Here is a 306-nt window from a genome sequence, read left to right on the forward strand (position 1 = left end):
GGGCAGGCCAGGAACATGGTGCAGTTTGCGCTGTGGACAGGTCTCCGGACGAGCGAACTCGTCGCGTTGGATTGGGGTGATGTGGACTGGGTGCGGGGGGAAGTTATGATCAGCCGGGCAATGACCCAGGCTGCAGGTGGAGAGGCCGAGGTGACCAAGACGGCTGCCGGCCGGCGGTCAGTGAAGTTGCTGCGCCCTGCTCTCGAAGCGCTGACGGCGCAGAAGGCCCACACGTTCCTGGCTGATGCAGAGGTATTCCAGAACCCGCGCACGCTTGAGCGCTGGGCCGGCGATCAGCCGATCCGC

At 65.4% G+C, this 306-nt stretch carries 1 protein-coding gene; it reads left to right on the plus strand.

Features of this window, described 5'->3' with window-relative positions; translation table 11 throughout:
* Positions 1-15 precede the first annotated feature (15 nt).
* The coding region (locus QWI17_RS00530; RefSeq protein ID WP_302720544.1) for a tyrosine-type recombinase/integrase at positions 16-306 on the plus strand (291 nt) is incomplete at its 3' end.

The organism is Gilvimarinus gilvus, assembly GCF_030518155.1.
Taxonomy (GTDB): Bacteria; Pseudomonadota; Gammaproteobacteria; order Pseudomonadales; family Cellvibrionaceae; genus Gilvimarinus; species Gilvimarinus gilvus.